The organism is Variovorax sp. 22077 (genome assembly GCF_052044195.1).
Classification (GTDB): domain Bacteria; phylum Pseudomonadota; class Gammaproteobacteria; order Burkholderiales; family Burkholderiaceae_C; genus Variovorax; species Variovorax atrisoli.
Genome location: NZ_JBQEQC010000084.1, coordinates 1 through 929 on the forward strand (window position 1 = coordinate 1; position 929 = coordinate 929).

Consider the following 929-nt stretch of genomic DNA (forward strand, 5'->3'; position numbering starts at 1 on the left):
CTCCGCACTGGGCGTGGAGCTGGCCATCCGCACGCTGTTCGAAGCACCCACCGTCGCGCAGCTCGCCCAGCGCCTGGGCGAGGAACACGCCGCCGCGCGCACACCCCTGCGCGCCATGCCCAGGCCCGCACAGCTGCCGCTGTCCTTCGCGCAGCAGCGCCTGTGGTTCCTGCACCGCCTGGACGGGCCCAGCGCCACCTACAACATCCCCCTGGCCCTGCGCCTGGCCGGCCCCCTCGATGCCGAGGCCATGGCGCAGGCCCTGTGCGATATCGCCGCGCGCCACGAGAGCCTGCGCACCGTGTTCCCCGACACGGACGACGTGGCCCAGCAGGTGGTCCTCCCGCCAGAAGCCGCACGGCCCGTCCTGCAGGTGCTCGACGTGTCCGAGGCCACCCTGGCCGAGCAGCTCGCGCAGGCCGCCGGCCACGGCTTCGAACTCGCCCACGAGCTGCCGCTGCGCGCGTGGCTGTTCCGCCTCGACCCCCAGCAGCATGTCCTGCTGCTGCTGTGCCACCATATCGCCAGCGACGGATGGTCGCTCGCGCCGCTGGCGCGAGACCTGTCCACCGCCTACGCCGCTCGCTCCCAGGGCAAGGCCCCCGCCTGGACGCCACTGCCGGTGCAGTACGCCGACTACGCCCTCTGGCAGCGCGAGCTGCTGGGCGACGAGGCCGACGCCAACAGCACCGCAGCGCACCAGTTGGCCTACTGGCAACACACCCTGGCCGGACTGCCCGAGCAGCTGGAGCTGCCCACCGACAGGCCCCGCCCCGCCGTCTCCAGCTACCGCGGGCAGAGCATGGCGTTCACGATCCCCGCCGAGGTGCACCAGGGCCTGGTCGCCCTCGCCAGGGACGGGCAGGCCAGTCTCTTCATGGTGCTGCAGGCCGCACTGGCCACGCTGTTCACCCGCATGGGCGCGGGCA

Annotated in this window: 1 protein-coding gene; it reads left to right on the forward strand. The window is 73.1% G+C overall.

What is annotated here, in order from left to right; all coding sequences use genetic code 11:
* The coding region (locus tag ACTJLF_RS34600; RefSeq protein WP_440884899.1) for a condensation domain-containing protein at window positions 1–929 on the forward strand (929 nt) is incomplete at both ends.